The following is a 22,379-nucleotide window of genomic DNA, read 5'->3' as shown; positions in this document are numbered from 1 at the left end:
TCTTTGGAAAGCGTGTGTTGAAAAAGCTTTTTCGAGCACCTTTCCGTTTGAATAATATGTAATGAGGTCACCAGCAACTTGACTAAAATGGGTTATAAAACGCACGATTGCCTTTTATAATTGTCTTAGAAAGGATCAAGCATGAGCGAAAAATATTATACGGTCGGTAAAATCGTCAATACGCACGGTATCCGCGGGGAAGTCCGAGTAATGGCGACAACTGATTTTCCAGAGGAACGTTTTCAGCCTGGGGCGAAATTGTACGTCAAACCAGCAGGTAAAACGCAAGCTTTAACGGTGAAAACACATCGGCGGCATAAAAATTTCAATTTGCTATCATTTACCGAGCTACCTGATTTGACGGCGGTTGAACCTTTGAAGGGGCAAATGCTTTATGTTGCTGGTGAAGATCAGCATCAATTGGCCGCTGACGAAGGTTTCTACTATCGTGATATCATTGGTCTTAAAATCGTTGATCAGACCACTGGCGCTGATTTAGGGACGGTTAAGGAGATTCTCAGTCCTGGTGCCAATGATGTTTGGGTCGTGGCGCGGCCAGGCAAAAAAGATTGGCTGCTGCCTTACATCAAACAAGTTGTTTTAGACGTTAATTTAGCGGCTAAAAAGGCGATAGTTGATTTACCGGAAGGATTGATCGATGATGCGGATTGATGTCCTCAGTTTGTTTCCTAGTATGTTTACCGGTGTGTTTGAACAATCGATCATCGGTAAGGCGCAGGAACGGCATTTATTAGATATTGAAGTGACGGATTTTCGTGCTTACTCTGATGATGTTAAGCACCATACCGTTGATGATTATCCCTATGGCGGTGGCGAGGGGATGTTGCTGAAGCCTCAGCCGATTTTCGCAGCCATGGCTGACTTAGAGCAGAAACAGCCTGGGCCCAAGCGCGTTATTTTACTGGATCCCGCTGGTAAAAAATTTGATCAAAGTGTCGCGGCAGATTTATCAGCTAGTGATCACTTGGTCTTTATTTGCGGTCATTATGAAGGTTACGATGAACGGATCCGTCATTTAGTGACCGACGAAATTTCACTCGGCGATTACGTGTTGACCGGCGGTGAGCTGGGGGCGATGGTGGTGATCGATACCACGGTTCGTTTATTGCCAGGCGTGCTGGGGAATGAAAGTTCTGCCGACAATGACTCGTTTTCTGATGGGTTGCTCGAGCACCCGCAGTACACACGGCCAGCTGATTTTAACGGTATGCAAGTGCCACCAGTACTGACCAACGGGAACCACCAGCTCATTGCCCAATGGCAGGAGAAAGAATCACTACGGCGGACTTATTTACGCCGGCCTGATCTGTTGCAAAAAGTTACTTTAACTGAGCAGCAACAAAAACTATTAGCCGAAGTTAAAACCGAGGAAGACGCTAAGTAAAGGATTTCCCCTTTACAGGCTGAATTGAGTGTGCTAAAATTTAACTTTGTGATGAAGAGTCACTGATCACGATATTCCGCTGCTGCGGTTGCGGCAAGAGTGTCTGTAGAAAAGGAGAAATTTTCATGAATCCATTAATTGCAGAAATCACTAAAGAACAATTACGTTCTGATATCCCAGCATTTCGTCCTGGTGATACAGTACGTGTTCACGCTCGTGTCGTTGAAGGCACTCGCGAACGTATCCAGTTGTTCGAAGGCGTTGTTATCAAACGTCGCGGCGAAGGCATCAGCGAAACTTACACGGTTCGCAAAGTAAGTAACGGTGTCGGCGTTGAACGGACATTCCCAATCCACACACCACGTGTTGCCAAAATCGAAGTTATTCGCTTTGGTAAGGTACGTCGTGCTAAATTGTACTACTTACGTGCATTGCATGGTAAAGCAGCTCGGATCAAAGAAATCCGTCGCTAGGCTTTATTTACAAAAGTCGTCCAGAAATGGGCGGCTTTTTAGTTTATACTGGAATTGTGCTTGGTCGCATAAAGTACGGGAAGGTGTGGCGTTTATGAAAATTGCAGTTAGTTGAAGTTAGTTTGCCGCGGTTACGGCGCTTATTGCAAGCAGTTGGTGGTGACCTAGAGTGGCGGGTAGTTTCTTAAAAAAATGCTTTTAATTGCATACAACTTAATTGTGAGCTAAACACTTGCTTAAATTCAGCGAAGTGCTAAACTATTAATTGTACCAACTGGTAGGTTTTTATTTTAAATAAATTTTGAGGCTGATGTAAATGGACAGTAAGGCAAAAATTATTACAGCAGCGCGGCAATTGATTTACCAAAATGGTTATGAAGCGACCTCGATCAGTGACATTATGGCGGCGGCCGCGGTCGGTAAAGGCCAATTATATTATTATTTTAAGTCGAAAAAAGACATTGGCTTAGCCGTTTTGCAGCAGATCGTCGCCGAATGGGATCAGCAATTGGTCCACGGTATTTTGGCGGCTGATCAGCCGACGGCACCGGCGTTGACAGCGATGTTGGCTTGGGTGTTGGATTTTCATCGCCAGCAGGATGAGCATTATGGCTGTCCGATCGGGAAGGTGATCAGCGAAATGTCGACTAAGGATGAAGATTTTCGTGTTTTGCTAGATCAATTGATGACGGCATGGACAACGGCATTGGCGGTTAAATTACAACAATTAACGCCAGTGATTGCCGCCAAGGAAGCACAGGTCAAAGCACAAACGATCATCGCCACATTACAAGGGGCGATCTTGTTGATCAAAGTACACCAAGATATTGCGCCATTGGAACAGGCCGTTAATTATTTACGGCAGTCGGTTTTACAACTTGAAGCATCTCGATAAGGAGCGATTATAATGAACATTAATATTAAAGCAGCGGCAGCAACTTATTTAGCAAATAAAATTCCCGCCGGCAAGCACGTTTTTTTAGCGCTAGACGACGGTTCTAATAAGTTTTCCAAATTAGGTGGTTCATGTGCGATCGGCAATAAGTTCCAATTAGTTATCGCTGATCAGGCGGATGCAGAATACGATGTTGTCTTGGACAATAAAGCAGGGTTGAATTTGACCAGTGCAACACCAGAAATGGCTTTCCTAGGCAGCGGTTTGGCTTTGGACTATAACAACGGCTTGTTGAAATTAACTGATGACAGTGGTGTTTTGGATGGTGCCGTTAGCGTGGCTGATTATGTGGCGCCAACTGCAGACGAACAAGCACTGAAGGCTGAAATGCAAGCTTTAGGTGGCAAGATTTGCTAATTTAATAGCGGGTGACTGGTGACGTACGGTTTGAATCGATCGTTCGCAAGTACAAAAAAAGCGGTGCGGCATAAATCCATTATGTCACGCCGCTTTTTTTAGCTAAAACTTGACCGCGGTTAAGTTTTGTTAGGGTGGTTTCCGGTATGCTAAGGCTATCAAATGAAAGAAGGAAGCCATTATGACCACACAAACTTTTATCGACGCTGAATTTGCTAAGTTAAATTTCTATACGAGCCAGATCTTAAAAGTCCATGGCGCTCATCATCCGGAACTAGCGGTCGTGCGTGATTTATTTGTCACGATGCAAGAAAAAGTGGCGACGACTGCCAATGCTGATCTCACACCTGAATTAACGCAATTAGCAGCCGTCACCAATAATTATGAGGTTCCCGCCGATGGTTGCGAGGCTTACCAAGCAACTTATCAGTTGTTACACCAATTTCATTCTTTAGCGTTAGCGGGCTAGAAAAGTAAGGGGATGTGCCAGTTAGGGGCGCATCTTTTTTTTGTGGCAAGTTGGACCATACAAAGAAGGAGCTGGACATAATTGCTGTCACAACTCCTTGTGGTTTACGCTGTTTGCTTGGTTTCAACGCGGTATTTTAAGAGGTAGATATTGATCGCTGAAAAAATCAGAATGATCACGGCTAGCGCACCGCTAAAGGCTAAGGTCCCAGGGAGGACATCGGGATCGAGTTGACCGGTAACTAGTGGCGCGATCAGTTTACCCAACAAGTCGCCGACGGTGTTTAAAATGCGGATCAAGATCACACCAACGATCACATAAAATAGGAAGTAAACGAATTTTGAACGCATTTCTGGTAGCCAACTGCTGATGGTGCGGCCAATCAGATGAACTAAGCTGATGAAGACCCAGCCGTACAATACTAGGGCAAAAAAGGCGAGCATGCCGGACCCAGCGTAGCGGTAACTGTCACTGGGGATGCTGACGTTAGGTACGGTCAATAGCGCGAGGCCACTAAGAATTGCTTCGATCACGATAAAGTAAACGTAGCCTAATAACGTAGACACTAGATTAGCCACGTACAACTGCAGGTCGGTGGTCGGTAGTAGACGATAAAAATTGTTGGTCCAAACTTGTTCGGTGTGGCGTGCCAATAAGATAAATAGGATCATGCCGCCGAAAAAGCCGTAGCCTAAAAGGCTGCCTAACAAGATCGTACTGTCATATTGTTGTTTCCATAGTGCCATGATGACCGTGATCACCACAGCGATCAGTTGTAGGCCGACGATCAGGTGAACGCTGTTGCTTTTCTTTTTGAATAAGGTGCTGCCAAGTGGCCAGAATTTAGTCATGTTGCTCGCCTCCGGTATAAATAGTTTCGTAATAGTCTTCGATGCTTTGGCCGTATTTTTCGCGGATGGTATCGGCTTGTTCACTGGCAGCCACGCGTTGGTCTTTGAGCACGATCACGCTGTCCAGCAGGTTGGCGATGTCGTCGACATGGTGGTCGCTGATCAGGATCGTGGCTGCGTCTGGCTTCCACTTTAAAATACTGGCGATGATCTTTTTGCGGCTCATGCCATCGATACCGTCAAACGGTTCGTCTAGTAGGTATAGTGGCACTTGGCGGGACAAGGTCAGAGCAACGATCATTTTCTTGCGGTTACCTTTGGATAACTGGTTGAGGCGCTTGGTTAGGTCCAATTCAAGAAAAGCGGCCAGTTGTTCGAATTCATCATTGGCAAAATCAGGGTACAAGACGCGGTAGTCGCGGACGATTTTGTCCAAACGGGCACGGTCGCTGACGCCATCTAGTTGGTGGCTAAAGCTGACAAATTGTTTCCGTTGGGCGGCGGCGGTGGCGCCGTTGACGGTGATCTCACCGTGATAACCTTTGGCCACGCCGCTGATCAAGCGCATCAGGGTCGTTTTACCGGCACCGTTTGCGCCGAGCAGGCCGACGATCTTGCCTTCAGGTACTACGCAGGTCACGCCATCAAGAATACTAGCGAGATTTAGTTTATAAGTTACATTTTGGATATTTAAAACGTCAGTCATTTTGCGTCATCCTTTCGTTGGGCAATGTAGTCTTCCAGGTACTGGACCATCTCAGTCGGGCTAATGTTCAGCGCCGTGAGATGATCGTAAAGCTCACTGAATTCGGCGGTCAGGACCCGTTGCTTTAATGCCACCAAGATTTTGAGGTCCGTGGTGACAAAATTACCTTTGCCACGCTGGGAGATGATCACCCCTTCACTGATCAGTTCGCTGAGGGCGCGCTGGATCGTGTTGACGTTGACGGTCAGTGTGACCGCTAATTCGCGGATCGCTGGTAATTTATCGCCGGCGCGTAGGTGTTCCACGATCAGCTCACGGTAAATATATTGCTTGATTTGATAATAGATTGGCACTTTATCATCGAATTGCATGTTGACCCTCCTTAGTCGTGTGTATTTGGACAAGCGGTTAGCTTCTGCGTATCAGCCTAGTGGCGCGGAAGTAGCTGCTTTTTCAATCACGTTAAAAACTAACCGAACAATTTACTAAACCTGATCTAGTTTAATACGTTAATAGTGTATTAGCTTTCTATTACACTATAATACAAACTGATGAATTTGGCAAGTTATTTTGCTGGGCAACTTTGGCTGCGCTTTCTTGGCGCAACTGCTAGAATTTTTGGGAAGACTAAAAAGATAGGAGCGGTAAAATGAGCCAAACAGAAAAAGTGGTCGCAACGCTACAAACATTAGCAACAGGTGCAACGGGACAAGCCACGCACCGTGGTATTGCGGCGCAGATTTTTGCCAGTCAAGGTTTTACTAAGTTAAGCGATAAATACACAGGTCACGCCACCGAAGAACGTGATTTTGCCGGCCAATTTATGGCGCGGATCCTGGATCTGGATGGGCAGTTGCAACACGAAGCCCAACCCGCACAGCAGGTATTCACCGACATCAAGGCTTATATGCAAGCCGAAGCGGACATTTCACAAAAAGGCATCGCCGCATTGACGCCGCTATTGGATCATCAACTGTTGGATATCACCAGTTATGACTTGGTCAAAGCTTACATTGAAGACGAAGTGGAAGATTTGAATTGGACGCAACAACAACTTGATCTGATCACATTGATCGGCCAGCAAAATTATTTGACTAAAATGTTGTAGACTTGTGCACCCCGCTATGGCAGCTACCTAGCGGGGTGTGTTATACTTTGGTCAGGGTAACGTCAAAAGTTCTATGAAAACCGTGGTTCAGAAGGTGGTGTAGATGCAACTGTAGAAATCGACTTAAGGATTGAGTGGTCTAGTTGGTTAGTTCTGTACGCGCACAGTATTAATCCGGCCAATCGCCCGTTTCGAGGCAACACAAAGTCAGCTTAGACAAGTTTGATTCTAGTCCTAAACTAATGCTTGCTTATGCAGTTGGTAATTGGCTTTGTGCTAGATCAATCAAGGCCAACCATTTATCGTACATGCGCGGTTTATTGTCCAGCTCTGGTAGGTGTACCGGCACCTTATAATCTAGCGCTTCGTGCGGGCGTAAAAAGTTATAAGCCGCTGAATATAAGGCGGTATAACTGGCTGAACCGGTTGGTGAGTTAAAACCAGTGGCCGACCGATAATTGCCCTTAAAACTACGGTTTAAACGCTCAATTGTTTGTTTCAAGAAACGATACTCTTTACTGATTGGATCTTTGTTGGTCAACCCTACTACTTGCTTGATTTTAAAATTGATCCCTTGTTGAGCAAAATAAAGTTGTGCTACTTGATAAATGGGATTGGCGTCGACTACGAACTGTAGGTCGGCTGGACGTTCGGACATCTTCTGTAGGACTTGATTGATGGCAACGACCGCTGATTCAGTTGTGCGGTTGGGCGTTATATAGTCGGCTAGAATTAGCTTTTTAACCGCGTCGTAAAAGTAAAAGATATAGTTCCACTTACCTTTGACCTTGACGTAAGTCTCATCACCAACTAATTGGTTGGAAAGTTCGTAAGGATAGTTAGCCCAGAATGGTCGAATAACGGTCGCTACCGCCTCTTCGTAGTTGTGAATGGTTTGGTGGGAGATCTTAACGCCGTGAACGTCGTACATGATGGCTGCGGTACGACGGGCCGACAGGCCATAGTTAATGTGATAGGTCAGGGCAAGCCCTAAAACCTCAGGGCTGGCTTGGATCTTACTCAAATCGACCTTGGCTTGAACTGGCGAACTAGCCGCTAAGCCTTTGAGATCGAATTTAAAGTTACGGAAAGTGTAGCGTACTTTGAAGCTAGATGGCTGTTCCTTGAATTGTTTGGCTTCAGCTACGGATAACTGCTTGATTTGTTTTAAACGAAATGAACATTGGTCATTAGGACAACGTAACACATCGAAGTTACTACGGTGGTGATGAGCTTCCAATCGATGTTGGCAGTATGGGCAACGAAGTACCACCGCTTTCTTCTTCTGCGCATCACCATTTTGGAAGCTAAAAGCGCAGATCTTACACTTAAGCTGATTACCTTTACCGTTATTAGCGTATAGATAGTCGCTTGGGGCATTACAGCGTGGGCAACGTTGGTTCTGGAACGTGATCACGGTGCCTTGTCGGCGCCGAATTGGTTTTAGATCTTTGCCGGTTTTGGTCATGTAGTCAATGATCAGTTGCTCATAATTAAGTGATTCTGGACCAATATCGGCTGCTAAAATTGGTAATTTATCGTCAACTTGAAATTGATTAAAGCGTTTATAGGTTGGTTTATCGGTGCTGGGCAAGCGCGAATGGTCAAAAATATCAATCAGCTGGGCCAACAAAAAGATGATCAATGCACGTTGGAACTTGATTATTTGGACTAAATAAGTTAATAATGGTGTAAGCACTCGGATCTCCTTCTTTCTTGGAATTCTTGTTGGTTGCACACCAAGGATAACAGAAGAATTGGTCCGGGTGTTTTTTAATTTCACTTAGATAATACAAAACCATTAGAAACAATAATTAAAACTAGACAAAATCGGGTACGTTTGACAGTACCTTGGTCAGTGAGGAGGGAGTTTAATGAAAAAGCGGCAGGAAAAGGTGGAACAGATGCTGGATCAGATCAGTGCGGCCTACGGCGATGCGGCGGTGAAAGCACGGCCAGAATTGCGGCAGTTGCTGTTAAAAGCAGCGACTGAATTGGACAAAACTGGTGACTACGCATTGACCGCAACTAAACTATGCAAAACGATCGCCTTATATTATTGGACGCACCAACAAGACTTCCCGCCGGCAGTCGGTCGCTTACATCAACAATTAAAAGGTGAAGCCGTCAAATATGATGCGACAGCTGCGGCGGCCTTTTTGCTGCCGGTTTGGTTTTAGAGTAAATAAGCGCTTTTTTCATGAAACTCGCGGCTAATCAGTAATTTTGGAACCGTTATTTCAAATTTTCTATTGACCCACCCAATTAATGTGCTATATTAATTACGGCAATTTGTGGGAAGGGGTGGAAAATAATATGCACGAAAATGACGAATTACTGGATTACTTGGCAATCAACACCGTGGTCGACTATTTATGCGCGCAGCATAACACAGATCCACTGGCGGCGATCGCTAAATTGATCACCGCGGTGGCCGAGTATCGGGTTGAAAGATTTGTGGGTGATCGTGATCTGTATCGGGCTTCCGTTTGTTACGCTGATCTCCCGGCTAGTGGGCGTCGCTTAGTTCGTGAACGTTATTTCGCTTATTTGAAGCAGACACAGTGCCAACAATCTGACGATGATCATTGTTCAACGCCGAGAGTCGAGTCATAATTGAAGAGTGTTTTAGGTGAGTTTCTGGCGTTGGCTGGGGGCTTTTTTTATTGGTGTAGATCAAAAAGCGATAAATAGGGTTGACAACGCATACATTAATTGATAGCATATTATTTATAGTCGCAGTGTGATTACGTCATGGTAAGCACGAGCGAAATTCATAGTTAGATCTTAATTGCATATTATAAGGTGTTATCAAATTTTTGAGCATGACTTATTTGTTGCTAGGCGTTTTTGAGCGCCTAATGGCAGGTAGGTCTTTTTTTGGAGCGGAGCTAAGCGTGAAAATAAAACGAGTACTAAATAATAATACTGCGATCTCAGTTAATCAAAATGGCTTAGATGTTTTGCTGATGGGTCCGGGGATCGCTTTTGGCAAAAAGCAAGGTCAGGATGTGCGCTTAGACAAAGTCGAAAAAACGTTTATTATTAAGGATAAGGCGACTTTGAATAAGTTTACTGATTTAGTGATCGATGTGCCGATGACCGAAATTTTAGTGGCGGAAAAGGTGATCAATTTTGCTAAGCTAAAACTCGGTAAGCAGTTCAACGAAATTATCTACGTTAATTTGACCGATCATATGCATAATGCGATTGCACAGGCGCATGAGGGTATCACGTTACGGAATCCGTTGAAATGGGATATCGCGCGCTTTTATCCTGATGAGTACGCGGTGGGGCAAAAAGCGTTGGCCGTGGTCAAAAATGATCTGGGAACTGAATTAGAAGATGACGAAGCGGCTTTTATCGCTTTACATTTTGTAAACGCTGAAGTTGAAAACGGTAACGGTCAGAATTTGGCTTATGACGTGACGCGGATCGTCAAGGAAGTTGAAGATACGGTCAAAAACTATTTTCACACTGAATTTGACGAAACGTCATTGAATTATTACCGGTTCATCACGCATTTGAAGTTTTTCGCGCAACGATTATTGGCGGGCAAGCACTATGAAGACGATGATGATGACTTACTAGTGGTAATCAAGCAGCGTTACACCCGCGCCTTTGCCTGTGCCCAGCAAGTGCAAGCCTTTGTCAAAACTAATTATAACTATGCGATCAGTGGGACTGAATTATTGTATCTAACGGTTCATATCAATCGTTTAATTAAAAATCTATAGGAATGTGATCTTAATTGAGCATGACCTAAAGCTACCGTGAAATAACGGCAGTTTAAGGCCATGCTCATTTTTATTATTGGAGGCTATTTATATGAATTACAAAGAATCTGCCCAGGCAATCTATGACGCGGTGGGCACAGAAAAAAATATCGTATCGTTGATCCACTGTATGACGCGCTTGCGCTTTAAATTACGCGATGAAAGTAGCGTTGATGATGCGGCGGTCAAACAAATTCCTGGCGTCGTTGGCGTTAATCATCAATCAGGGCAATATCAAGTGATCATCGGTAATGACGTGGCTAATTATTATAATGAACTGGCTAAGTTAGGTAACTTTACTGATGATAATGACGATGCCGAACCAGAAAAAACAGGTGAAAAAGTTAATTGGTTCAGCCGTTTCGCCAGCTTTATTTCTTCTTGTATGTCACCCTTGATTCCCGCCTTGATCGGTGGTGGGATGATCAAAGTTATCCTGATCTTACTGCCTTTATTAGGTTGGTTGAGTACCAAAGGCCAGACCTACGCGATCTTAAGCATTTTCGGTGATGCACCATTTTATTTCTTACCGATCATGTTAGCGTACACAGCGGCGCAATACTTTAAAGTTACGCCAATGTTAGCAGTTACGATCGGGGCGATCATGATCCATCCGAACTTCACTGCAATGGTCACCGCCGGCAAAAGTGTTTCGTTTATGGGCTTGCCGGTAACTTTAGCCAACTATTCGTCATCGGTTATTCCGATCCTGATCATGGTTTGGTTGATGAAATATATTGAAAAAGGTGTGGAAAAAGTTTGCCCAACCTCGCTTAAAAGTATTCTGAAACCATTATTGGTGATCTTCATTTCCGGCACTTTGGCGTTAGTTGTCGTGGGACCTTTAGGCACTTACGCCGGCGATTTATTGTCCGCAATCATTTTATTCATTCAAGGCAAAGCTAGTTGGTTGGCGATGCCGTTAATGGCGGCCTTCATGCCATTGATCGTCATGACTGGGATGCACTGGGCCTTTTCACCAATTTTCTTGGCGGCATCGATCGCCCATCCCGATTCCTTGATCTTGCCTGCTATGTTAGCCGCTAACGTTGCCCAAGGTGCTGCTAGTTTGGCGGTGATGTTCAAAGCTAAAAATAAAAATACTAAACAAATTGCCGGTGCTGCAAGTATTTCCGCATTATTAGCCGGTGTAACTGAACCTGCATTGTACGGTGTGACTTTGAAATACAAAAAACCATTATATGCTGCAATGATCGCCGGTGGCGTCACTGGTTTGTTCATGGGCATCGTCAATTTGAAATCATTTGCCTTTGCCGTACCATCGTTGATCTCGATTCCACAATTTATCAATAAAGCCGCTAGTGCTAACTTTATCAACGCGCTGATTGTCTTAGTGGTATCATTTGTCATCACCTTTGTCTTAACTTGGCTTTTCGGCATCGATGAAGAACCTGAACCCGTTGCTGCTACAGCCGCACCTGTTGCTGAGACACCAGACGATAACGTGGCTTCTGGTAGCCAAACAACGACAAAAATTTACAGCCCCATGGCCGGTGAAGTGATCAACTTGGACAGCGTGGCTGATGCTACGTTTGCCCAAAAAATGCTCGGTGATGGCGTGGCAATCATCCCTCAAGACGGCAAAATCTACGCGCCATTTGCTGGCACTGTGATGACTGTTTTCCCAACAAAACACGCGATCGGCCTGAAAAGCGATTCCGGCGTCGAATTGTTGATTCATTGCGGCTTGGATACGGTAAACTTAAAAGGGGCACCATTCACCCAGCACGTACAAACGGACCAACGTGTGGCCCAAGGTGAGCTATTAATGGAAGCTGATCTAGAACAGATCAAACAGGCTGGTTACGACACCACCACACCACTTGTTGTCACCAATACCAAAGACTTTGTCGCGGTCGAAGCTACCGATAAAACGGTGGTGACCAAAGATGACGTTGCACTGTATGTGATCTAGAGAGTGATTGAAAAAGCGGTTAGATTTTGAGCACTAGCCTAGTAAGGCAATAAGTAGCACGCAGTGATACGTTTGACTTACGTAGCTAGGCGCAGAAATCTGCTTTTTTAATCACGTTTACGCCAGTTCAGTTATTTAAACAAAAACACAGCATCAAGAAAGGAAGACTAAACATGCAAAAATTTCCCGATAATTTCTTATGGGGCGGCGCTACCGCCGCTAATCAATTAGAAGGCGGCTATCGTGAAGGCGGCAAAGGGTTATCGATCGCCGATGCATTGCCTGGGGGTCCTGAACGATTTACGATCGCTAACCAGCCAGATTTTGACTGGCAGATCAAGCCAACGCAGTACACTTATCCCAACCATGAAGGTATTGATCATTACCACCGTTTCCGTGAGGATATCGCGTTGTTCGCCGAAATGGGCTTTAAATGTTATCGCTTCTCGATCGCCTGGTCACGGATCTTCCCGCAAGGCGACGAAACTGAACCTAATGAAGCTGGCTTAGCCTTCTATGATCAAATCATCGCTGAATGCCTGAAACACAACATCCAACCGGTGATCACCATTTCTCATTATGAAATGCCATTGAATTTGGTGACGACTTATGGTGGCTGGAAGAATAAGCAGCTGATCGCTTTTTATGAACGCTTCGCCCGCACAGTGTTGACACGCTACTACAAGCAGGTCAAGTATTGGATGACGTTTAACGAGATCAACAGTGCGCTACATTTTCCAGTGATGGGCCAAGGTTTGGTGGCTAGCAATGGCGCCAACGATATGCAAAATATTTATCAAGCGTGGCATAATCAGTTTGTGGCTGGTGCTAAGGCTGTTGCAATCGGCCATCAGTTGGACCCGGACTTAAAAGTCGGTTGCATGTTGCTGTACGCGACGACGTATAGCTACAATGCCAACCCAGTCAACCAATTAGCGACGTTGAAACAAAATCAGGCGTTCAATCAATTCTGTGGCGATGTTCAAGTTCGGGGCGCTTATCCGAGCTACACCGACAGTTTGCTGCAAGAATACGGCTTTAGCTTTAGCGACTTAGATACCACCGCGGCCGAGCTGGCATTGCTTAAAGCCAACCCAGTTGATTACATCGGCTTCAGTTATTACATGTCGGCCACCGTGGACGTCACCGGTGAAACGAAAGACACCGCCAGCGGCAACTTGATCGGCGGTGTGAAAAATCCTTATCTTAAAGCCAGTGATTGGGGCTGGCAGATCGATCCCACTGGTCTACGGATCGCGCTAAATGAAATGTACCAACGTTACCAAAAACCACTTTTCGTCGTTGAAAATGGCCTCGGCGCCAAAGACGAGATCGACGCCCAACACCACGTTGATGACGATTACCGCATCGACTACCTACGCCAACATATCGAAGCAATGGCTGGTGCAGTGGCTGACGGCGTTGACTTAATGGGCTACACACCGTGGGGCTGCATCGACTTAGTCAGTGCTTCCACCGGCCAAATGTCCAAGCGTTACGGCTTCATTTACGTTGATCTAGACGATAATGGTCAAGGGACACTCAATCGTTATCCAAAGAAATCATTTGGCTGGTATCAGCGGGTGATTCGCAGTAATGGCGCAGAACTATAATTTGTAGGACGAGCCACATCTGATCGGGGTGTGGCTCGTTTTTTTATTGGGACGAAAAATAGATTGGAATTTTATGTCATTTAAATATGAGGAAGGCGATCAAAGCCAATGATGATGTTTAGTTATCTGCGATCTCCTGTTTGTGCCAGTGAGCAGGATTTTTAATTGCTACCTGCATTTTAAGTAATCGGTTATCTACTTTCATGAAAGTGTCTGTAAATCAATCGATAAGTTATGATTATGATTGCTTGCTTTTGTTAGACAGGATTTTTATAATGGAAAAATCAGCTTAAAAACTAACAAAGTGAGTGAACAAATAAATGAATTTATTAGTGACAATTATTATGACGCTTTTCCTACTGGGGCAAGCGGTGATTTTTTGGCTGTTATATCGGCGCAATCAGCGAATCAGTGGCCATGGCCAGGAAGCCAAATGGGTCCATTACTATCATAATGGAATGCTGGCGTTCGGTGTGGTTGTGATCACAATTGGCTTTTGCTCGCTATTTTTCTACGGCGGTGCCCGGCTGAACGTGGTCAACACGGTGTTTTATTGTTTGGCTGTTGATTTTTGCGCCTATGAGGTTAAATCGGTAGTGCGGTCAAAGTAGGGTCGGGTAGATGCTAGGATATAGGAAAAGCCGCGCGGAAATTGATTTTCTGCGCGGCTTTTTGTGATTCAATCAAATGACGTAACAATGACTTTAATTTATGATTAATTAATATTTAGTGATTTGTCTATGCTACAATTCTTATGAGATAATTGTAAAATCTTATAGGATAGAGTAAGTAGGGGTGAACTAATGGGTGCCAACTTAACACAATTTACACAATGGTATGAACAAAATCAAAAGGAGCTACTCGCTCAAGCAGAGCAGGATAAGGAGAAAAATAAGCGGCTTGGCGCAAAATTCTTAATCGATTGGCCGCTGGAACGCTTAAAATCATTGGCATTGGATGAGTATGTTACTGGTAAAGGCCCACAAAATAAGTCCTTTTGTTATGAAATTGAGAGTGGCAAATATCGTGATCTGTATCTAGGAATTCGCGGTGGTACGGCCGGCAAATTTGGAATTTACTGGAGTAAAAAGTATCACGCCTATTGTGATCAGAACAACCAAGTAATTGCTGAAAATGAGCTCAACCAGCAGTTTTCTCGATTAAAGGCAGATCTAGTTGCAATCGTCACTAAGGGAATTAATGCTGAGTTTTCTGATCCGGTTTTCCAGAGCAGGCAATCAACTAATTCTTTCTTTGGCCGTTCGGCAATGGTAACTAAGCTATTGTGTGCTTATTCAGCGACGCCGGTTTTTTCGGGTATTAACCTGAATAAAGATCAGAAAACGGTTTGGGGACCCATGCTCTCGCTTGAAGCGCAAGGCGGCGTTTATAAACAAAATTATGAGCTGACGCGCTTAATTTCGGAAAAGTATCCGCAACTTGATGGCGCCTTGCTTAGCTCATTACTATGGTGGTATCGGAATGCGAGTCTAGATGTTAATGCGCAAGAAAAGGAGGTCGTGAATTTGAAGGCTAAAACCGATTTTAAAAATAAGTACACATCAGCTTTATTAACAAGCAAGAACATTATCTTTCACGGTGCCCCAGGAACGGGTAAATCTTATCTGGCTAAAGAAATTGCAACGGATATCATCAGTGCAGGTCAGTTTACTGATTACACACAATTAACTGCAGAACAAAAACAGCAAATTGAATTCGTTCAGTTCCACCCGAGTTATGATTACACCGATTTTGTCGAAGGCTTACGTCCAAGAACCAATGCGGATGGCTCAATGGGTTTTGAATTGCAAGATGGTATTTTTAAAAAATTTGTTGGCCGCGCGCAAAAGAACCTTATTAATTCAAAAAAATCGAAGTCAGCGATCGAAAAAGAAGTCTCCGTGCAAGAAATGATAACCGATTATTTTGCCAATATTGAATTAGGCGTCGATGAATTAACCACGACTCGCGGTACGAAATTTTACATTACTGATGTTGATGAAAATCATATCAATGTTTCCATACCAGAAAATGCAATAGCTGATAAGCTTAGTTTAAGTGTCGATACTATCAAGCAAATGCTGACATCTGGGCGAAAATTTAAACAGGTTACAGACGTTACCGGATTCTTTGGAAAATTAAATGGTACGCAAAGCTATTCTTATGATCTGGCTATTTTTAAGGCAATTAAAGCAACCCAAACATCGTTGGCTAAACCGACAGTACAACCGGAAAAATTAAAACCCTATATCTTTATCATCGATGAAATCAATCGTGGCGAGATTGCTAAAATCTTCGGTGAACTTTTCTTTTCAATTGACCCAGGTTATCGTGGTCCTGCTGGTGAAGTTACTACTCAATATGCCAGTTTGCACGACGACCACGAAGAAAAATTCTTTATCCCGGAAAATGTCTATATTGTTGGTACAATGAATGATATTGACCGTTCAGTTGATACGTTTGACTTTGCCATGCGCCGTCGTTTCCGCTTCATTGAAATCAAAGCAGGTGAACGAATCGAGATGTTGGATTCACTCGAAAATGCAGCTGAAGCAAAACAGCGCATGAATGCATTGAACAATGCGATTGCTATGGTTGAGGAACTTAATGAAAATTATCAAATTGGGGCCGCTTATTTTTTGAAATTAAAAACATTGACCTTTGATCAATTATGGACTGACTATTTAGAACCGCTGTTACAAGACTATATTCATGGAATGCAAGATGAAACTAAAATCATGGTGCGACTTGCGCAAGCATATGACCATTCTAAGGTAGGTAGTACTGATCATGGTATTGAGAATTAAAGATAATACGACCTATGCAAAAGACACTTTTACGACTGTGCAGTCAGTGACAAAGAAAATTGCTGATCAAACATTAGGACAACTAGAACGAGAAGGTATCTTCGTATTTCCAGAAACAATTACATCCGCTGCCGATATCACTAATGAACAGATGGTGCTAAGAAGTAAGAATAATTGTTACTGCACCTGTAATGTAATGGGGTTCCTTGGTTATGGTCAGGAACATTTAATAATCGAATCACGCTTTTCAACTGGTAGACGAGATAATTTTTTTCAGTATCTACTTGAAAAGGTGCTTGCTCTGCCTAATGTGGTCAATCTAAATACGAATGCCAGTCAGGAGTACCACTTATTTGATTGGTCAGCACTTTTGTTGCCGTATTTTTTGAAAAAGGCGATGCGTAAAGGTGTTTTTAAAACTTATGTACGACACCAATATAATGATAATCATGTTAAAGGCGTTATCGACGTTGCTCGCCATGTTAGAACGAATACACCATTTATAGGTAAAGTTGCCTATAATCAAAGGGAATTTGCGTATGATAATCAGTTAACTGAATTGATTCGGCACACCATTGAATTTATAAAAGCTAAGCCCTATGGTCAACGGCTGTTACGATCGGTTAAAATGGAAGTTGGGGCAATTATTGCTGCAACGAATAAGTATGAATTCTATGCGCGTACTAAAGTGATTGCTATAAATAAAAAAAATCCGGTGCGTCATGCTTATTATCACGAATATGGTATGCTGCAAAAACTCTGTCTTATGATTTTACAGCATGATAAATACCAAATCGGTTTGGGCGTTCATCAGGTTCAAGGTATTTTGTTTGATGGTGCCTGGTTATGGGAAGAATACGTTAATTTGTTAATCGGCGATTCGTTCCACCATCCACGAAATAAAGGTGGCGAGGGTGCCCAAGAACTATTTAATAAGGATGATGGTGGGCAAATTGGTTTGATCTATCCCGATTTTATTAGCCAAAATTCGACGTCACGGGTTATCGCTGATACGAAATATAAACCCCAGAATAATATTGGTAATAAAGACTACTTGCAAGTTCTAGCTTATATGTTCAGATTTGATGCTAAGAAGGGGTTCTATCTGTATCCAGAAAGTAGCGAGACTAACGATTTGAAGCTGTTCTTGAATAGTGGTTCGACTTATGATGATAATGTCGTGGCGCGTTCTGATATTCTGCTGATTAAATGTGGGCTAAAAATTCCCTATGATATTGAAGATTATGGTGAATTTAAAATGGCCATGACGCAAAATGAGGCAATTTTTAAGCAGACGATTCTGAATTAGGGTGTGGCGTGAGTTGGTGGAAAGAAATGCAGTTAAAAAGACGCGTGGAATTTAGCTTCTACGTGTCTTTTGCTGCTCTTACTGATTAACTTTTAACGGGAAAATCCAAACTTTGCGCGGTTTTTCGTCAAAATCAAGCTGTTGTTCTTGAAAGGGTTCCTGACAAAGAGTGACTGGCCCGCGATAAATGTATTCCGTCTTCTTCAACACTTCAAACAGATAAATATTGGTGGCAGTAGCAATTGAAACACTTTGCAGTCGTTTGTTTTGACCGAAGTCCAGCGATTGATCGCCATATTTACCCATACCAGTATAGTAGAGAATATCGTGCTCGCGGTGGTCGTCGTAACCTTTGGTGTGGTCGGAGATCAGAACTAGCGCGTTATTTTTTTTTGAGTAACGCATACCGCCCATATTACTGACGTTGAAAGCGGCAGACAGTTCTTTGTTGGTATAGGTGTTGCCAGGTGTTAGGTTGACGGTGAAATTAGTCATGTGGGGGACCTCGATTATATTAAGTAAGTTCAGCATTTGATTAATGATCTTTTTTATTAATTCCAGTGCTATTTTAGTGCATCCTGTAGGGAATAAAAATACTCTTCATGTTCAATATTATCATCCATCCAATCGTCAAATAGTTCTTTATGAGTGTAATCAGCTTCGGCTAAGTAGCGCTCAGTCGTTAATAGTAATTTTTCGACAGTCACCAAACCACCTTTTGCTCTAGTACGAGATCGTAAGTCATTTAGAAGTCGTAAATAGTGACCTGTAAAGCTGCCAGAAATATATACGAATTGTAATTTATTTTTTACATCAATATATGTTGGAATACTTTGCCACCAACGAGATATTCTTTGTATATCTTTATCGCGCACATCGTTAATATAACGTGCAACCCTATCAGTATTGTTAGATAAGGTATATCCATGTTTATAGGCCTTAGTATCAAAGATTAAAAAGTTACCGAGAGGATCCCAAGCAATGCCATCCGGTTTATTTGCACCACCTAATGACTTACCTGAAAAGTCAAGGTATTTTAATACTAATTCCATAGTAAGTGTTTCAAACTGTGAATATTCACTATTTCGAGATGATTCGAATGCAAGCTCAACAAGTTGTAAATATTTATGATTTACATGTTTGAGCATTGGCCGTAACTCGTCTTGTTGCTTTATTACATTGTCCTTATGTGGCAAGTCAGTTGCCAAAACTGGAATTTCAAAATCACTGATTTTATCTTTAAGTATAAAACCACGATGGCTACTTGTGATTTCTAAACCAATGCCATTGAGACCAGTAATGTGATCAATAATTTCATCAGCAGTTACTAACTCACCGTTTAAAACTCTCTTGCTATTAATACGATTATTATTAATACGAGTTGCTAATAATTCTGCAGTTAGATATCTTGATTCACTTAACTCTTTTAGAATTAAGGCCCTGACTGTACGGATGTACGTTTGTTGACTACCTTTGGTAGCTAACATATCCCATATAATGTTTTTTTTTGAACGTGGATGACTAGACAGTCCTAGAGCGTATCCAAGAGCTTGTCTTCCAAGCCCGGTTAGAGAATATATACTGATTTTAAAAGATCTGTCTTTTTGTTCTTCATCTTTATATTTAATTTTTTGTTTAGAGGTATGGACAAAGTTAAGTTTGCCCAATAAAGAGGCAAGACTCCGAATATATTTATCACTAGTACTTTCCCAATTAGAATTTATTGTCTTAGCCAATTTTTCATCATTTTTACGATAAGCTTCTTTCAGTGCGTCTATAAATATTTTTGAGCCAAAACTGACGAATCCTTCTTCACCAGCAAAGCCAAATTTCTCACCTAGTTCGAATTTATTCAATCCATTTGGTGTATTTTTAAGTGTACGCATAAATCCAACAGCATAAGGAAGCGAAATAAATGCTCGCGTAAATAACTTAGTTTCGTCGTTTGTTAATTCTTCTGTTGAAAAATGTTTTGCTGTTGCTAGTTGGTAGCCAAAAGCTGTTAATGTAATATCACCGTTAACTCGATTCCAGTTTAAAAAGCCAAGTGAAATGGCCAATGATATGAAATTACGAATTGCCCAACTACGCATAGAGAGTTTATAAGGTTTTCCTTCCGGATCTAATAATAAGTTGTTGTTACGATCTCTGGCATATTTCTGGCCATCCATAATACCTTGTAGAATTCCACGTATATTTGGTGATGCATTAGTATGCTTTAGTTTTTTATATTCTATGCTTAAATCTTTTACTGTCGCTCGAACAGGGCTAGATGATAATATTTTTAAATATTTTTTATGCAGAGTTTGATCGCTCATACGCCAAGAAAGACGCTTAATTAATTTCTTCTGGATAGGGGAATTAATTACAAATACTTGTAACATATTTACCATACTGCGTAAACTACCGACATCTTGCCCTAAACCGATGGAAAAACGTTTTGTTTTTTTAGGATAATAATTTATAGTAATAGTCATTAAAAGGCCTTCAATCCTATGAGTTAATAAACTAATTATATCAGACTGAAGTATTGTTAACTTTTTTATTCTTAATAATTTGTAACTAGTATTTCACGACTATCAAGTGCTGTGGTATTGTGTGATGAATTTTTGTAATTATAATTTAGAACGTGTACGTGATATTTTTTAATCCATTCTTTCAAAATATCATTTGATTTACCTTTATGATCAGTAACGTTGCTTAATGCAAAATGTATACCGCGATCATTAATGTCGTCTAATAATTGATATAGTTCTTTTTCTTGCGTGGATGTCCAATTTTTAAATCCACGATTGCCATCATTGTATGAACCTGTAGTAATTAAATATGGCGGATCAGCATAAACAAACGACTTCTTTGTAAGAGTACTCATGTCAAAGTCCGTAAAGTAATAATCCGTGAAATGTGCATCAAGAATATTTAGTTTGGATACGAATCGGATCAAGTGATTTGCCATGCTTTCTGAAAAATGACTACGATTTCGACCAAATGGATTATTATATTCCATGCTGTTATTAAAGCGGAATTGATAGTTAAAGCTATAAGCCGCAAGTACATATAGGTCTAATGGATTTTGATGTGCATTATAATCAGCACGAAATTTCAAAAAATTTTTTTCATTCGTTTTAGATAGATCATAATCAGTTATACGTTTTTGTATTTTTGTGATTAAAGTATTTGGGTCTTGACCTTGAAAATACCGAAAAAGCTCATTAATTTTACTATTTAAATCATTGAAAAAAACTGTGTCGGCATTGACGTTAATGCCGACATTCCCACCACCGCTAAAAAGATCAATAAACTTATCCGCGTGTTTAGGTAGATATTGAAATAGTTGTGGCAGTAGTTTGTATTTTCCACCAATATAGTTTAACGGACTTTTAATGAATCCACTACTAGGTACTGTACTAATGGTTGCGGTATCTTTAAATAGGCTGGTTTGTATATTGGTTGATTTTACAATAGCCCTTTTTTTCTTTAGTAGGGCATGTGCTGGTTGAAAATAAAAAAGTAGTTCATACAGTTCATCATCAGGGTTGATTATTTTAGATTTATATTTCCGATAAGGAATTCGCTTTTCAATCACATGTCCATCTAATGCAATGTCTGTAATAAGTTGTTTTAACTCATCTTCAGGGATGATACCATCAGTTGAATAACTGACCACAACGTGAGAAAAATTTAAATTGGTTAGTAATTTTATCATTGCTTGTTTTGCACGTGATTTCATTGCAAAATCAGAACGCTTTTCCCGATTGTCACGTTGTCCGGTTACACCGTGTACAGTAGGATGGTCGTTTAGTGCGATTGTTTCTAAAATATGGTAATTTGGTGCATATTGACGATTATTATATGGCGTGTCAATATATAAAATATCGCCACTTATTTGTTTACTCAATATGACTGCGTCCATATTAAGTGCTTTATTTTTGTGGTGATTATTAATTATTGGCGTAGGAATTAACTCAATTTTTTTAAAGGATCGTTTATCCCAATGTTTTAAATAGGCACCGTATGTTCCGGTTATGTTTGACACAAATGGAACTGCCTGTAGTAAGATGCTTAATATATAGTAGAATTCCTGCTCGTTGATCAAGCTATTTGTGTGCCATTTATCAATGGTATTTCTGATAAAGTCAATACGTTTGGCATTTTCAATAGTGAAATACATACGTCCATCTGGTCCAGCAGGAGAGTATTCTTTTGTTATAAAGTCACCATCATATTTGCTTAGGTCTGTAGATTGTAAATACTTTAAGGGATCAGTAATTCCAACTCCTCTAAGGGTGCCAAAAGTAGGGGTTGTATTAAGTTCAATTGTTCCTTTAGCAATACAATTTGAAAATGCTAAAAGATCATTACTAGTTACTGCGTATCTTCTTTTATAATATTGTGCAACACTATTTGAACCAGCAAATAAATCCACAAACGTTTTTTCTTTTCCTGTTAAATTTGGTAATAATATTTCATCTATTTTTTTTAGTAGATGGGCTTTGCTTCCGATAAATCTCATTATCTCACATCCTATTACATCCTATCAACGCTAGTATAGCATTAGTAGCCATTCTTCTGCAAATACTATATGGCGTATCTATTTATTAATATACGCATTAC

At 41.7% G+C, this 22,379-nt stretch carries 22 protein-coding genes; 15 read left to right on the top strand and 7 right to left on the bottom strand.

Features of this window, described 5'->3' with window-relative positions:
- Positions 1 to 141 precede the first annotated feature (141 nt).
- The 6 genes from rimM (at position 142) to LC20001_RS08245 (ending at position 3,659) form a co-directional block, all read left to right on the top strand.
- Complete coding sequence (gene rimM, locus LC20001_RS08270; protein ID WP_003680395.1) at positions 142 to 672, top strand: ribosome maturation factor RimM; 531 nt, start codon at positions 142 to 144, stop codon at positions 670 to 672.
- Complete coding sequence (gene trmD / locus LC20001_RS08265) at positions 662 to 1,405, top strand: tRNA (guanosine(37)-N1)-methyltransferase TrmD (protein WP_010011096.1); 744 nt, start codon at positions 662 to 664, stop codon at positions 1,403 to 1,405. The genes rimM and trmD overlap by 11 nt, the downstream gene beginning before the upstream one ends.
- Positions 1,406 to 1,530: 125 nt before the next feature.
- A complete protein-coding gene (gene rplS, locus LC20001_RS08260; protein ID WP_003680397.1) occupies positions 1,531 to 1,878 on the top strand; it encodes a 50S ribosomal protein L19 in 348 nt (115 codons plus the stop codon).
- A gap of 316 nt (positions 1,879 to 2,194) precedes the next feature.
- Positions 2,195 to 2,773, top strand: a complete 579-nt coding sequence (locus tag LC20001_RS08255) for a TetR/AcrR family transcriptional regulator (protein WP_010011098.1) — start codon at positions 2,195 to 2,197, stop codon at positions 2,771 to 2,773.
- Between the two features lie 12 nt (positions 2,774 to 2,785).
- Positions 2,786 to 3,190: an iron-sulfur cluster biosynthesis family protein gene (locus tag LC20001_RS08250; RefSeq protein WP_003680476.1), complete on the top strand. Its 405-nt coding sequence runs from the start codon at positions 2,786 to 2,788 to the stop codon at positions 3,188 to 3,190.
- Between the two features lie 181 nt (positions 3,191 to 3,371).
- On the top strand, positions 3,372 to 3,659 hold the full coding sequence (locus LC20001_RS08245; RefSeq protein ID WP_010011100.1) for a hypothetical protein: 288 nt from the start codon (positions 3,372 to 3,374) through the stop codon (positions 3,657 to 3,659).
- Positions 3,660 to 3,763: 104 nt separating this feature from the next.
- On the opposite strand, the gene LC20001_RS08240 is transcribed toward LC20001_RS08245, so the two are convergent.
- Genes LC20001_RS08240 through LC20001_RS08230 form a run of 3 tightly spaced genes read right to left on the bottom strand, consistent with a single transcriptional unit; the run spans position 3,764 to position 5,587 of the window.
- Positions 3,764 to 4,510 carry a hypothetical protein gene (locus LC20001_RS08240; RefSeq protein WP_010011101.1) on the bottom strand — a complete coding sequence of 249 codons (747 nt, stop codon included), beginning with the start codon at positions 4,508 to 4,510 and terminating at the stop codon, positions 3,764 to 3,766.
- Entirely contained in the window at positions 4,503 to 5,216 is a 714-nt protein-coding gene (locus LC20001_RS08235) for an ATP-binding cassette domain-containing protein (RefSeq protein WP_010011102.1), read from the bottom strand. The genes LC20001_RS08240 and LC20001_RS08235 overlap by 8 nt, the downstream gene beginning before the upstream one ends.
- A complete protein-coding gene (locus LC20001_RS08230) occupies positions 5,213 to 5,587 on the bottom strand; it encodes a GntR family transcriptional regulator (RefSeq protein ID WP_010011103.1) in 375 nt (124 codons plus the stop codon). The genes LC20001_RS08235 and LC20001_RS08230 overlap by 4 nt, the downstream gene beginning before the upstream one ends.
- A gap of 278 nt (positions 5,588 to 5,865) precedes the next feature.
- On the opposite strand from LC20001_RS08230, the gene LC20001_RS08225 reads away from it, so the two are divergent.
- Positions 5,866 to 6,324, top strand: coding sequence for a ferritin-like domain-containing protein (locus tag LC20001_RS08225; protein ID WP_010011105.1), 459 nt, complete (start codon positions 5,866 to 5,868; stop codon positions 6,322 to 6,324).
- 250 nt (positions 6,325 to 6,574) lie between these two features.
- Here LC20001_RS08225 and LC20001_RS08220 read toward each other — a convergent pair whose 3' ends face one another.
- Entirely contained in the window at positions 6,575 to 8,023 is a 1,449-nt protein-coding gene (locus LC20001_RS08220) for a DDE-type integrase/transposase/recombinase (protein ID WP_099267101.1), read from the bottom strand.
- Positions 8,024 to 8,198: 175 nt separating this feature from the next.
- Here LC20001_RS08220 and LC20001_RS08215 point away from each other — a divergent pair, with 175 nt between their 5' ends.
- The 8 genes from LC20001_RS08215 to LC20001_RS08180 all read left to right on the top strand — a co-directional run bounded on the left by LC20001_RS08215 (position 8,199) and on the right by LC20001_RS08180 (position 17,765).
- Entirely contained in the window at positions 8,199 to 8,504 is a 306-nt protein-coding gene (locus tag LC20001_RS08215) for a bacteriocin immunity protein (RefSeq protein ID WP_010011106.1), read from the top strand.
- Between the two features lie 136 nt (positions 8,505 to 8,640).
- Positions 8,641 to 8,940, top strand: coding sequence for a hypothetical protein (locus LC20001_RS08210; protein ID WP_010011107.1), 300 nt, complete (start codon positions 8,641 to 8,643; stop codon positions 8,938 to 8,940).
- Between the two features lie 281 nt (positions 8,941 to 9,221).
- Positions 9,222 to 10,061, top strand: coding sequence for a BglG family transcription antiterminator LicT (licT, locus tag LC20001_RS08205; RefSeq protein ID WP_010011109.1), 840 nt, complete (start codon positions 9,222 to 9,224; stop codon positions 10,059 to 10,061).
- 91 nt (positions 10,062 to 10,152) lie between these two features.
- Positions 10,153 to 12,036 carry a beta-glucoside-specific PTS transporter subunit IIABC gene (locus LC20001_RS08200; protein ID WP_010011110.1) on the top strand — a complete coding sequence of 628 codons (1,884 nt, stop codon included), beginning with the start codon at positions 10,153 to 10,155 and terminating at the stop codon, positions 12,034 to 12,036.
- A gap of 173 nt (positions 12,037 to 12,209) precedes the next feature.
- The gene (locus LC20001_RS08195) at positions 12,210 to 13,649 is read left to right on the top strand and encodes a glycoside hydrolase family 1 protein (RefSeq protein WP_010011111.1); all 1,440 of its coding nucleotides are present in this window, start codon (positions 12,210 to 12,212) and stop codon (positions 13,647 to 13,649) included.
- A 320-nt stretch (positions 13,650 to 13,969) separates the two neighbouring features.
- Positions 13,970 to 14,260 (top strand): hypothetical protein, encoded by a 291-nt coding sequence (locus LC20001_RS08190; protein ID WP_010011112.1) that lies wholly within the window; start codon positions 13,970 to 13,972, stop codon positions 14,258 to 14,260.
- Positions 14,261 to 14,452: 192 nt separating this feature from the next.
- Positions 14,453 to 16,456, top strand: a complete 2,004-nt coding sequence (locus LC20001_RS08185; protein ID WP_082602253.1) for an McrB family protein — start codon at positions 14,453 to 14,455, stop codon at positions 16,454 to 16,456.
- Positions 16,440 to 17,765, top strand: coding sequence for a 5-methylcytosine restriction system specificity protein McrC (locus tag LC20001_RS08180; RefSeq protein ID WP_010011116.1), 1,326 nt, complete (start codon positions 16,440 to 16,442; stop codon positions 17,763 to 17,765). The genes LC20001_RS08185 and LC20001_RS08180 overlap by 17 nt, the downstream gene beginning before the upstream one ends.
- A gap of 78 nt (positions 17,766 to 17,843) precedes the next feature.
- Here the strand turns inward: LC20001_RS08180 and LC20001_RS08175 are convergent, their stop codons facing one another.
- The 3 genes from LC20001_RS08175 to LC20001_RS08165 all read right to left on the bottom strand — a co-directional run bounded on the left by LC20001_RS08175 (position 17,844) and on the right by LC20001_RS08165 (position 22,278).
- Positions 17,844 to 18,260, bottom strand: a complete 417-nt coding sequence (locus LC20001_RS08175) for an SRA domain-containing endonuclease (RefSeq protein ID WP_010011117.1) — start codon at positions 18,258 to 18,260, stop codon at positions 17,844 to 17,846.
- Between the two features lie 68 nt (positions 18,261 to 18,328).
- Positions 18,329 to 20,242 (bottom strand): restriction endonuclease FokI catalytic domain-containing protein, encoded by a 1,914-nt coding sequence (locus LC20001_RS08170; protein WP_010011118.1) that lies wholly within the window; start codon positions 20,240 to 20,242, stop codon positions 18,329 to 18,331.
- 71 nt (positions 20,243 to 20,313) lie between these two features.
- Positions 20,314 to 22,278, bottom strand: a complete 1,965-nt coding sequence (locus tag LC20001_RS08165; protein ID WP_010011119.1) for a Dam family site-specific DNA-(adenine-N6)-methyltransferase — start codon at positions 22,276 to 22,278, stop codon at positions 20,314 to 20,316.
- Positions 22,279 to 22,379: the final 101 nt, after the last annotated feature.

Origin of the sequence: Loigolactobacillus coryniformis subsp. coryniformis KCTC 3167 = DSM 20001, from assembly GCF_002706425.1 — a bacterium.
Classification (GTDB): Bacteria; Bacillota; Bacilli; order Lactobacillales; family Lactobacillaceae; genus Loigolactobacillus; species Loigolactobacillus coryniformis.
Note: the sequence above shows the minus strand (reverse complement) of the source record. Positions and strands in the feature narration are given on the sequence as shown.

What these genes read in the sequence shown, in the direction of transcription:
- rimM (WP_003680395.1), top strand. Translation starts at nt 142, where the DNA reads ATGAGCGAAAAATATTATACGGTCGGTAAAATCGTCAATACGCACGGT.
- trmD (WP_010011096.1), top strand. Translation starts at nt 662, where the DNA reads ATGCGGATTGATGTCCTCAGTTTGTTTCCTAGTATGTTTACCGGTGTG.
- rplS (WP_003680397.1), top strand. Translation starts at nt 1,531, where the DNA reads ATGAATCCATTAATTGCAGAAATCACTAAAGAACAATTACGTTCTGAT.
- LC20001_RS08255 (WP_010011098.1), top strand. Translation starts at nt 2,195, where the DNA reads ATGGACAGTAAGGCAAAAATTATTACAGCAGCGCGGCAATTGATTTAC.
- LC20001_RS08250 (WP_003680476.1), top strand. Translation starts at nt 2,786, where the DNA reads ATGAACATTAATATTAAAGCAGCGGCAGCAACTTATTTAGCAAATAAA.
- LC20001_RS08245 (WP_010011100.1), top strand. Translation starts at nt 3,372, where the DNA reads ATGACCACACAAACTTTTATCGACGCTGAATTTGCTAAGTTAAATTTC.
- LC20001_RS08240 (WP_010011101.1), bottom strand. Translation starts at nt 4,510, where the DNA reads ATGACTAAATTCTGGCCACTTGGCAGCACCTTATTCAAAAAGAAAAGC.
- LC20001_RS08235 (WP_010011102.1), bottom strand. Translation starts at nt 5,216, where the DNA reads ATGACTGACGTTTTAAATATCCAAAATGTAACTTATAAACTAAATCTC.
- LC20001_RS08230 (WP_010011103.1), bottom strand. Translation starts at nt 5,587, where the DNA reads ATGCAATTCGATGATAAAGTGCCAATCTATTATCAAATCAAGCAATAT.
- LC20001_RS08225 (WP_010011105.1), top strand. Translation starts at nt 5,866, where the DNA reads ATGAGCCAAACAGAAAAAGTGGTCGCAACGCTACAAACATTAGCAACA.
- LC20001_RS08215 (WP_010011106.1), top strand. Translation starts at nt 8,199, where the DNA reads ATGAAAAAGCGGCAGGAAAAGGTGGAACAGATGCTGGATCAGATCAGT.
- LC20001_RS08210 (WP_010011107.1), top strand. Translation starts at nt 8,641, where the DNA reads ATGCACGAAAATGACGAATTACTGGATTACTTGGCAATCAACACCGTG.
- LC20001_RS08200 (WP_010011110.1), top strand. Translation starts at nt 10,153, where the DNA reads ATGAATTACAAAGAATCTGCCCAGGCAATCTATGACGCGGTGGGCACA.
- LC20001_RS08195 (WP_010011111.1), top strand. Translation starts at nt 12,210, where the DNA reads ATGCAAAAATTTCCCGATAATTTCTTATGGGGCGGCGCTACCGCCGCT.
- LC20001_RS08190 (WP_010011112.1), top strand. Translation starts at nt 13,970, where the DNA reads ATGAATTTATTAGTGACAATTATTATGACGCTTTTCCTACTGGGGCAA.
- LC20001_RS08185 (WP_082602253.1), top strand. Translation starts at nt 14,453, where the DNA reads ATGGGTGCCAACTTAACACAATTTACACAATGGTATGAACAAAATCAA.
- LC20001_RS08180 (WP_010011116.1), top strand. Translation starts at nt 16,440, where the DNA reads ATGGTATTGAGAATTAAAGATAATACGACCTATGCAAAAGACACTTTT.
- LC20001_RS08175 (WP_010011117.1), bottom strand. Translation starts at nt 18,260, where the DNA reads ATGACTAATTTCACCGTCAACCTAACACCTGGCAACACCTATACCAAC.
- LC20001_RS08170 (WP_010011118.1), bottom strand. Translation starts at nt 20,242, where the DNA reads ATGACTATTACTATAAATTATTATCCTAAAAAAACAAAACGTTTTTCC.
- LC20001_RS08165 (WP_010011119.1), bottom strand. Translation starts at nt 22,278, where the DNA reads ATGAGATTTATCGGAAGCAAAGCCCATCTACTAAAAAAAATAGATGAA.